Origin of the sequence: Sphingobacterium sp. UBA3549 (genome assembly GCF_002376635.1) — a bacterium.
GTDB lineage: Bacteria > Bacteroidota > Bacteroidia > Sphingobacteriales > Sphingobacteriaceae > Sphingobacterium.
In genome coordinates this window covers 445,603-456,379 of record NZ_DFOE01000037.1, presented here as the reverse complement: position 1 = coordinate 456,379, position 10,777 = coordinate 445,603, and the positions used below count along the sequence as shown (strand labels likewise).

The 10,777-nt window shown below is 39.4% G+C and carries 6 protein-coding genes; 2 read left to right on the top strand and 4 right to left on the bottom strand.

Annotated elements, in window-relative coordinates:
* Position 1: 1 nt before the first annotated feature.
* Positions 2-1,540, bottom strand: a complete 1,539-nt coding sequence (locus B2W36_RS20680) for an MGH1-like glycoside hydrolase domain-containing protein (protein WP_293883912.1) — start codon at positions 1,538-1,540, stop codon at positions 2-4.
* 107 nt (positions 1,541-1,647) lie between these two features.
* A complete protein-coding gene (locus B2W36_RS20675) occupies positions 1,648-4,359 on the bottom strand; it encodes an alpha-d-galacturonidase (RefSeq protein ID WP_293883914.1) in 2,712 nt (903 codons plus the stop codon).
* A gap of 165 nt (positions 4,360-4,524) precedes the next feature.
* On the opposite strand from B2W36_RS20675, the gene B2W36_RS20670 reads away from it, so the two are divergent.
* A complete protein-coding gene (locus tag B2W36_RS20670) occupies positions 4,525-5,145 on the top strand; it encodes a 3'-5' exonuclease (protein WP_293883916.1) in 621 nt (206 codons plus the stop codon).
* 10 nt (positions 5,146-5,155) lie between these two features.
* Positions 5,156-7,069: a DUF294 nucleotidyltransferase-like domain-containing protein gene (locus B2W36_RS20665; RefSeq protein WP_293883918.1), complete on the top strand. Its 1,914-nt coding sequence runs from the start codon at positions 5,156-5,158 to the stop codon at positions 7,067-7,069.
* A gap of 147 nt (positions 7,070-7,216) precedes the next feature.
* Here B2W36_RS20665 and B2W36_RS20660 read toward each other — a convergent pair whose 3' ends face one another.
* Both B2W36_RS20660 and B2W36_RS20655 read right to left on the bottom strand, forming a co-directional pair.
* Entirely contained in the window at positions 7,217-9,178 is a 1,962-nt protein-coding gene (locus tag B2W36_RS20660) for an alpha-L-arabinofuranosidase C-terminal domain-containing protein (protein WP_293883920.1), read from the bottom strand.
* 51 nt (positions 9,179-9,229) lie between these two features.
* A complete protein-coding gene (locus B2W36_RS20655; RefSeq protein WP_293883922.1) occupies positions 9,230-10,771 on the bottom strand; it encodes an alpha-N-arabinofuranosidase in 1,542 nt (513 codons plus the stop codon).
* Between the last annotated feature and the right edge of the window lie 6 nt (positions 10,772-10,777).

The window sequence follows — 10,777 nt, the reverse complement described above, 5'->3', positions numbered from 1 at the left end:
ATTACTTTAAGTTAATCTTACAATTTTTTAAATCCTTTTGTTGCATTGACTTTACACCGTCCACATAGATGATCAGTCCCTTGCCTTTGTGATATTTCTCGCCAGTGACATCCCAGTAAATAGCAATGTTCTTATTGTGATACGTTAACTGGGTGAGTGAAAAGTAGTCCCATTGATCTTTCGAAATCAACGGTTTTATCTCAAGAATAGGATTAGTTTGTGGTTTTATTCCAATTAGATCCTGAATAATGATATCCGCAAATGTAGAATGGTTATAAAACTTACTTCTCGGATGATCTCCCTTCAACCATTCGCCAGTTTTCTCATCTTGATATTCACCGATGTAGGGTTTACCATTCATAACATGGGATTTGGCATATTTATGGATTTGCTCGTATAAATCGTTTGCGTCAACTGCTTTATTCCTTTTATAATCGCTTAAATAATTAGCCATCCCCCTGATGGTCTGTGAACTTGTAAAAGGCCAAATTGCACCATCCCATTCACAGCTATGTCCAGTTCCACGGGTTCGAAATGTCGGTTCACGCCGCTCAGCCGTTGTTGTTCCCCAAGGTGCATTAAATCCTGCGGTATCGGGTAGCTGCAGCCAAGCTTTTCCATAAGCTGTTCTATCCGGAGGTAAATGAAAGTACCATGGGATAAAACCGATTGCTTCCCGCGTGGGGTGTAGCTCCCCTTTTTCCATCTTTGTTTTAAAAAATTGATCTTCTTTGTCCCAAAGCGAATCCAATATCAATTGGCGTAAAGTCTGTGCATAGGAATTGTATTTTTTCTCTAATTTTGGATTAGACACCAATTTGGCAATTGTCGCAATCGCTACAGCGTTTCCATACATATAGCTATTGATTGACGGACGCATATTATGAACCTTACGTCCACCCGACACCGACTCTTCCATACCATCTTGAACGTCAAATTGCCAAAAGAGTCCATTTTTAGTCTTTCTTTCTTTTTCCCACTTTTTAAAATCCAAATCCAAATCCAATAGACGGTCTTTTAGATATTGATTATCAGGATTAACTTTACAATAAGCTAGTAAGGCATCAGGTAGCCAAGAACTGAATTGATGAAACCTTGGCTTCGATTGATTCTTGTCTGCATGATAAAGCCAAAAGTCGATGTATTCTTTTAGAAATGCATTGTCACGAATCCACCTTCCTTCATACAAATGGTGTCCGAGCGCACAACTGATTGAATTGTATTTTCCAGCATGCTTCACTGGCTCAATAAATTCGGTCACCAAGGTGCCTTCCGGACTAGATTTGATATGTTTTCGGTAAGACCACCATCGAAAATAATAGGTTTGCTCGATTTCCTTATCCGGACAGTCAAATAAAGGAATATTAGCCATCATCCAGTCATAGGCATCCTTATTCGGAATATTATTGATTACTGCTTCGTTATCGTTTTTGTTAAACTCTTGAACATAGCTGTGAACTTTATCTTCTAATTTCTGCTGTGCCTTTACACATGATAGCGCACAGAAAAGAAGCGCAAGAATAGATTTTATAATTTTCATTCCTTATTTAATATCAAAAAAGTTGAAGTAGATGTATTGTGTTCTCGTAAAATACCCACTTCGTTTAAGTTGTTTATCCTGTACTATCCTGAAGGACATGGTTGTATTTACAATTTGGTTTCCCGATAATAGCCAAACAAGTCGTCTAGATCATCTCCTTGATTGTCCACGTCTGCATTATATGAATTAGAGAGTTGCTCATGATCCACTATACCCAAAATAAGCACCTCTCCTTTTGGAATCTTCAGCTCATTGACCCCTGGAGGAAAGGAATAGGTATGAATATCCACCATCGGCATGTATTGTATTCGTATAGCATTACGTATTCTTGCCTCTGCTTGACCAAAATCATTTGCACTTGCATCAATTTCCAGTATAGGTTTAGGCGCAAAAACTTTGTCATTACTATTAAAATAACCAATCAATATCTTCACTGCTTTATTATTCTTAAAGCGAAGATGTGTTCCCTGAAGCTTTTGCTTTTCGGTATTAATCTGTACCGCTTGCAGTCCTTCCAATTCGTTGGCCAGATGGGTAACAACTAACTCCTGATCTGCATACAATTTTGCGCCCTTTTTCAATGGAATAAGTTGCTGATCATCCAAAAACGTAATCTCTTCTGACTTTAATACCGCTTTGGCATGTGTATAGACATCCGAAATTGTAGCTAAAGAATCTATCGCATGTTTAAAATTATTCAACTCCGCTTCAAATACAGGAAGCATCTCTTTCCAGTGAATGAACGAAGCATCAGCTCCGCGCATGGGTATCTTACGTTGTTTAGTCTGCATGCTATTTGCATATAAATAGGCCTGATTTGTGATCTGCGTAAGTTTTCGATATTCCGTCACACTTTGCTCCAAATCTGGCAGCGCTTTCCGAAGCGCGCCAAGATCATGGGAATACTTGTATTGAAGCAGCTGAAGAGCTGCCTTAACCTTATAGCTATAATGATTGGCCAACAATTGATGAATCCGTATATCAGTAAGCCAGCGATTAAATTCTGCAACATTTTTCATTGGTTTTCCTAACTCCTTAATCAGCGCAGCTGCACGATCTCCATGTTTCACAATTTCTTCCGACACTTGCAGAGGTGTCTCCCCAACATGGCCTTCCTTGTGGTAATCTCTCTCGACATAATCAATAATCATTTCTCCTTCAGGAGCTTCAGATTCATAAAGAAGAGTAAACAGACCATAACGATAAGGATTTATCAATTGCGTCATCAGCATTCCGAGTGAAGACGTCTGTCTATTACCATCTGTAATACCAAATCGCCTAAGTATTTTAGGCGATATCTCACCAATTTCTTCGATAGCCAATAGTAAATTCAGTGCATCCTTCTCGGGAATACCATAATATCGGGAAAGTTCATTCGACCAATAAGATTGCTCTTGTGACAAATCTCGATTTTCATTCCAAGCATATCGTGACCATGCCTTGTACCACATCCAGTCGCGATCTACCTGAAGCAATCTATTATTTACCTTGTCTGCTGCATATGGCCAGTCCCAGTAAGATGCCTGGGGGTAGATATGAATACCGTTTGAATGATGAACTTCATGCATAGCTTTGACCGATCTCTGGATAAAATCAGGTGAGCCATATCTAAATGGTTCCAAGTTGGCTAAAATATGAACATTCTGAATATGGACTGTACCAATGGCACTTAAAGAGCGATGTAACTCGGCCCACTTCCCTCTTGGAGTATAGGTGGTCAGCGCCTCACCATTATATTTAGCCATAGTATAGAGGTTTTTATAAATTGGTAATGCAGCTTTCATAACAGCTGGTGCATCAGTGTCGTGGGCTCTTAAAATAATAGGTGGCTCGCCATTAGTACCTGATGCATGTAATCCGTCCTTTACTCCCGGAATGATGGTATTGGTAAACCAGTTAATATCATCTTGACCGACTCCCTCCATTGCCTCGCCCAACGTGATTAGTAATCCGACGTTTGGATACTTAGCCACAAAAGCAGCAATACTTTTGCGGGTGTAATCAGAAATTAGCGGTGTAATAGCACGATTGCGCTCTTGAGTTTTTAACCCATGACGATCGGCAAAAGGCTTCGGCAGGATGATGTTATAAAACATCTGGATAATCCAAATCCCCCTTTTATTAGCTTCTTTTGTCAAAAAAGTATAGATCTCCTCGTTTTTATCAAATGTTGTCTCATCTACTTCAAGCGCATAAGAATAATCTTTTAATTTCACCAATGAAGAAAAAGGGTGCCCATTCCATAAATACAAAGCATTGTACCTGTTTTCAACCATCATATCCAAATACTTCAACCACAATTTTTTATCATAAAACCATGGAAAAGATTCAGGTGTATAAGGATATTCGTAAATATCATGCCCCGGCAAATACGCAGTTTTTTGAAGGCCAATGCTTGTGCCACGCATAACCATTTTTGGTCCATCGGCCAAAAAGAATGGCCCAGCGTTCAGCCAATGCCTATCTGCCAGCAACGCCATACAGCCATACAAAACCCCCGATTCATCCGTACCGATCAAAGTGATCGGATCTGTTTTGCTCTTTCGAAATAGAACAAAATGTTCTTTTTCAATCAATTTACTCCTGATTGAGTCTGGTAAAGATTTTCTTTGTACTGCCGTACTTACCTCAATATCGAGATCGTCGGTAACACTTGATTTAATCAATTCTTTTTGTAACAGGTCAACTGCATATTGAAACCGTTCTTGATTTACAATTCCTTCCATCGTGTAACGAACGGTACTACTTTTATTTCCGGCATAAAGTTCAGCAAGTATTGAAAAGACAAAAAGAAACATGCATAATAGTCTTTTGCACATAATTGGTTATTTATAATTCACTAATAAATGTTAATTTTACATATAAAATTTCAAACATTAAAATTCGTATCTCGTTTTTTACAAAGGAGATGCTTTACAAATGCAGATTTCTCTATTATTAACTAGAATATTTTAGTATTTTAGAGCATACTCAACAATAATTCATTGAAAAAATATTTGCTATTTCTAGATACAGAAACGTCTGGCCTACCGAAAAAATGGAATAAAAGGTACACAGAAATCGATAATTGGCCACATGTACTGCAATTGGCCTGGATCATTTTTGACGAAGCCCAAAATGAGATCAAACGGAGCAATAAATATATCTACGAACCACTCATTCCGATCAGTCCGGCATCAGAGCAAATCCATGGGTTGACGCCCCCTTTCTTAAGGCAATATGGTGAGAAGAAAAAAGAAGTGTTGCGCAAGCTCAGTCATGACATCAAAAAATATAAACCTCAGATTGTTGGACATTTCCTTTCCTTTGATTTACAAGTATTATCTGCGGAATTCTACCGATCGAACCTTGCGCTTCCGTTTGGTGAAATAGATTATTTTTGTACACTTTTACATAGCAAAAGGTATGTTAGAAATCCAAATATGGTACATCTTCCACTGTCGCTGTTACATGAATCCCTATTCTTGTCTCCACCGGAACATTTACACGATGCAGAAAAGGACGCTGAGATAACAGCTAAATGTTATTTTGAAATGATTCAACGAAAGGATCTAACTCATCAAGATATCCTTAACCAGCAAATAGAATTTCATAACATCTTTTAATTTTTTCCTAATGAAAAATTCCGAGATTATCCTTTCTACACTAAAATCTACCCCTCCATTTCAGGCACTGCCCGAATCCCTGCAGCTCAGTATTGTTGATATATTCAATGAGTACCGCTTCTCCAAAGACACGCTTGTTTATCGACAAAGCATTACAGACATGGATGGGGTAGACTTAATCTATGAAGGTGAATATGAAACATTTTTCTTGGACGATTTAGACAACAAAAGATTAATAGAAATTCACCATAAACCCTATTGTTTTGGCGGAATATCCGTGCTTTTAAATAGAACAAAAGCATTAAAATCCGTAATTGCCAAAAAAGGTACAATTATCTATCGGTTACCTAGGAAAAACTTTATCGAGCTTTGTAACGCTAATGAAGAATTTTTTCATTTTTTCACTAATTCTTTTGGAAGAAGAATGTTGGATGAAGAATTTTCCCATTTTGTCAAATCTCCAGCTTCCTTTGAAGAAAGCTATTTTGCTGCAGATCAATTATATTCAAGAAAGATCGAACACATCACCTACAAAGATATTGTTGCTTGCTCCCCTCAAACGCCCATCTATGAAGTTGCGAAGACTATGGCGAATCAAAAGGTGAGCTGCCTGTTCATAAAAGATGATAACAGCATTATTGGTTATGTAACCGATATGACCTTGCGCGATAATGTAGTTGCTAAACAGGTGCCAGTCGACCACGAAATTATGGAAGTCATGGGCAACCCTATTGTTAGCATTTCAGATCAATCTTATCTTTATGAAGCAGTATTAAAAATGTTCCGGACAAAATCCAGATATCTGCTGGTTGAAAAAGAAGGTAACTACGTTGGATTTTTAAGCCGGAACAGATTATTAAGCGAACAGGGCCAATCTCCACTTGTTTTTATTCAATCTGTCAAGCTTGCAGAAACACTCAATGAATTGCGTGAAAAATGGAACAACGTTCCCGAGATTATCCATCAGTTGCTTGGCAGAGGCGTAAATGCTGAAATTGCCAATCAGGTAATCACAACCGTAGCAGACAGTATTGCACTAAAGGTCATCGAAAAAGTCATCGGAGAAATGGGCGAACCGCCTGCTAAATTTGTATTTATGGTGACTGGCAGTGAAGGGAGAAAAGAGCAAACATTAATGACGGATCAGGATAATGCCATTATCTATGAAGATAAGGCAAACGAACAGCGTGAACTCGTCCGAGAATATTTTTTAAATTTTGCTACCCGGGTGTCAGATCATCTAAATACAATAGGTTTTAGCTACTGTACGGGCGGATATATGGCCAGCAATCCCGAGTGGACACACTCCCTATCCCATTGGAAAAACAACTACAAAAAATGGATTGAAGAAAGTATTCCTGAAAACGCGATTAAGTTTTCAACTTTTTTCGACTGCAGACGCTTGTATGGCGATCAAGGCATTATTAATCAGCTTAAAGAATTTCTCAATATTGAATTACAGCGGCCAAATGATCGCTTTTTTACCTTTATAGCAAAAAATGCCCTTCAATATGAGCCACCGCTAACATTTTTTAAAGCGATAAAAACCCAAACTATAGGATCATCCGAAGTATTCAATATAAAAAAAGCAATGACGCCTATTGTTGACTTGGTCCGCGTATACGCGCTCAAAAACCGAATTTATGAAGAAAACACTGGTGGTAGGCTCAAACAGCTATTAGAATTAGGAATATTCACACAAGAACAATATGAAGAATTACATCAATCCTATTATTATCTGATGTCGATTCGTCTGAAAAATCAAGCAAATCAGATTAGAATAGCCAAACTGAGTCCAAACAATTATGTACCGATGGACAGCCTGACAAATATTGAAAAAGCAACCATCAAAGAGATATTTAAAACGATCACTAACTTTCAGTTGGGAATCAAAGTAAAATTTACCAGCAACCTCTTCGGTTAACAGGTCGAATTAACACCAAATTGTTAAAAATCTCTTTCCGAAAGTTCAATTTTATATCCCTATGTCCATAAGGAAAACAAGGAAGCCATCAGTAAACTGATGGCTTCCTTAACGCATATTCAACTTATTTCTAGATGGTTTTGCTGCCTATTTCGTAGGCAGTCTAATCAGCGTAAAGGAGTATGGTGCAAAAGTTTGAACAAGTTTTTTCCCATTATAAACAACAGTACTTTCCTTTGGACGAATATTTAATGGTTCTTCCAAACTATTACTGACATTTAGGTCGGGATTCGCCAGCGTAACAAGCTGTGCCGTGGCCGTTAGCTTCTTCTTGGAAACTACATCAAGATTAACTTTTTTCGGCTGACTATTGTAATTGACAACTTTCACAATCAATTCCTTTGAAGACTCGTCATAAACTGCAGATGCATACAAACTATCTTTACCCGAAACGGATTCACCATCACGCATAATCGGAATAATAGCTGTGCCCCTGTTGGTTGCATACAACTTTTGAACCTGGTAGCTAGGTGTACCATATACCTGCAGATTATCAACCCAAATTAGATCCGGAGACCATTGCCACCCATCAACATGACCAAACAATGGCGCATAAGATGCCATTTCAACCACATCACCATTTCGTTCAAGACCAGTCATGAATGCAGCTTCAGAAAGAGCTGCCTCCCACGTACTTTTTCCAGGACCATTTGGTCGTGTCGTATGTGAAGCGTATTCACCCGCAAAAATCTTTGCGCCGTTTCGGTTGTAATTGTCATAACGGCTCGCACTTGAAAGAAACCAGGATGGTGGGCGATAATAATGTTCATCGATGATATCGATATTCATGGCACGCAACTTATCATCTAAGAAATCAAAGCGATCCCCCTCTGGATCAGTACCTGAACTCGCTATAATTTTGATCTCTGGATGCTTTTCGTTCAATGCCTTCTTAAAGATGGCCAGACGTTCAATATATTGAGGACCCCAATTTTCATTGCCTACGCCTAACATTTTGAGATGAAATGGCTCAGGGTGCCCCATTTCTGCACGCAATTTACCCCATTTTGTAGCAGTAGATCCGTTGGCAAATTCAATCAGATCCAAGGCATCCTGAACATACTCATCTAACTCATCTAATGGTACAACTTCGCCTGTATTAAACTGACACGCCATCCCACAATTAAGGATAGGCACCGCAGTGGCGCCGATATCTTCTGCCAATAAAAAATATTCGAAGAAACCTAAGCCAAAAGTTTGGAAATAATCTGGCGTTAAACGATGTTTAAATTCAGTATTCCAACGGTTAATAATCAGTTCTCGTTCACTAATTGGACCAACCGTTTTTTTCCATTGAAATCGATTGGCCAAATCTCTACCTTCCACAATACAACCTCCCGGAAACCGGATAAAACCAGGTTTCATATCCGCAAGCATTTGAACCATGTCTTTGCGTAATCCCTTTCGTCTCCCTTTCCAAGTGTCGACGGGAAACAAAGACAACATATCGACGTCTAAAGTGCCCTCACCTGTAAACCAAACATTTAATTTAGCCTTTTCTGTTGTTTGGTCAACAGGAAATTTAACCGCAGCTTCCGACCACGATGCGACGGGATCAAGAGGAAGTTCAGCGGCCCCGATTACCTTATTTTGAGGATCAAGCAGTTCAACGTGGATTGTCATTCCTTTCGCAGTACTTTGGTACTGTAAAGAAAACTCATATGCTCCTCCCGCTTTTACCCCCATTCCCCTAAAGCCTTCATTTTGCAATCCTAATTTTAGATTGCCCGCATTATTTAATCTTAAATAACGTTTATTACCCTTCCGCTTACTGTCATTCACCAGCAAATAAGTCCCCTCAACACCATTTTCGAGCTTCTTCCAGCCCATCCAAGGTTCATCAAATTCAAAGGATCTATTCTTCACCAATTCAGCATAGATTCCCCCATCAGCGCCCAAGTTAATGTCTTCAAAAAACACGCCCCACATATGTGGCGATATTTTCCCCGAGGGCTTATCTAACTGAATATTTAATGCTATTGGTGACTGCGCCGCAGCTGAAAAGCCTAAACCCGCTAGCGCTACCATCAACGATACAACTTTCTTCATCTATATAATTATTTGATCATTAATGTTTAATTAATGAGTTTTAAAACTATCTTAGGTTAATTCCAATACGATTACTGAAAAAGCAGGAATATCTACTTCAACGGTACCATTAACAACCTTCGCCTTATTGTACACGGCAGGTGTAATCGTTGTCGGTTTGTCGAACGAATTAAAATCGCGCAGATGCTCAGCGGTAAGTATTCTACCAGTTACTTTTCCGGCTTTCAACGAGCCCAAATCCACCTGCACCTTATTTTTCTTTTTTGGGTCAATATTCACAAGGGAAATATGTGTACGGCCTTGTTTGTCCTCTGAGGCTGAAACCGAAACCGCAGGGATTTTCTCTTGATTAAATTCAAAATCAGTCGATTGCAGCGATATAGGAATTAACTTAGCGTCCTGATGTACCTTATACATTTCCATGACATGGTACGTAGGCGTCAAAATCATATTCTTCCCTTCCGTAAGAATAACCGCTTGTAATACATTTACTGCCTGGGCTAAATTGGCCATCTTAACCCGACGAGCATGATTATTAAAGATATTCAATGTCATACCAGCAATCATAGCATCACGCATGGTGTTCTGTTGGTAGAGAAAGCCAGGGTTCGTCCCTGGTTCGACCTCATACCAGCCCCCCCACTCGTCTACGATTAGATCTATCAGTCCTTTTGGATCGTATTTGTCCATGATGGCAATATTCTTCTCCACTAGTTCATTCATAAACCAAGCTGATTTCATGGTCTTGAAATACTCCTCTTCCGAATATTTCGTTGCAGAGCCTTTCTTATCCCAGTTGATGACCGCATAGTGATGTAATCCCATACCTTTCATCAAACCACTTGGAATTTTCTTCATGAGTGTTTCGGTCCAATTGTAATCTGCACTATTGGCTCCAGAAGCAATTCGATATAGACCACTCCCATTCGTCCAATCCGACATGAAAGTCGCGTATTTGCGGTAGATATCAGTATAATAATCGGCAGTCATATTTCCACCACAGCCCCAAGCTTCATTTCCTACACCCCAAAATTTAACCTTCCAAGGTTCCTGCCGTCCATTTTTACGTCTCCAATCTGACATGGGGCTTTCTCCTTTAAAGTTTACATATTGAACCCAATCAGCAAGCTCCTGCACCTCACCACTACCAACATTACCAGCTAGATAAGGTTCTGCCCCAAGCAATTCACACATATTTAGAAAATCATGCGTTCCGAATGAATTATCCTCTGTCACGCCACCCCACCAGTTATTAACCATAGCAGGACGTTGGGCTTTGGGGCCAACTCCATCCTTCCAATGATACGTATCGGCAAAACATCCACCGGGCCAACGTAGATTGGGGATGTTCAAATTTTTGAGGGCTTCGATAACATCTTTCCGAACGCCATCAGCATGGGGAATCGAGTCATTTTTTTCACCAACATAAAATCCATCATAAATGCAGCGGCCCAAATGTTCAGCAAAATGACCATATATATGTCGACTTATAATCTGCTCTTGCTGCGGAGTTTGCAATTTGACACTACTCTGTCCATGGAGTAGCCCATTGACCAGCGCGAATACAACGCCTAATGTAAATCTTAGCTTCATCCTATA

Bases quoted from the DNA above. Each gene is read 5' to 3' on its own strand.
- B2W36_RS20680 (WP_293883912.1), bottom strand. From the start codon at position 1,540: ATGAAAATTATAAAATCTATTCTTGCGCTTCTTTTCTGTGCGCTATCA.
- B2W36_RS20675 (WP_293883914.1), bottom strand. From the start codon at position 4,359: ATGTGCAAAAGACTATTATGCATGTTTCTTTTTGTCTTTTCAATACTT.
- B2W36_RS20665 (WP_293883918.1), top strand. From the start codon at position 5,156: ATGAAAAATTCCGAGATTATCCTTTCTACACTAAAATCTACCCCTCCA.
- B2W36_RS20660 (WP_293883920.1), bottom strand. From the start codon at position 9,178: ATGAAGAAAGTTGTATCGTTGATGGTAGCGCTAGCGGGTTTAGGCTTT.
- B2W36_RS20655 (WP_293883922.1), bottom strand. From the start codon at position 10,771: ATGAAGCTAAGATTTACATTAGGCGTTGTATTCGCGCTGGTCAATGGG.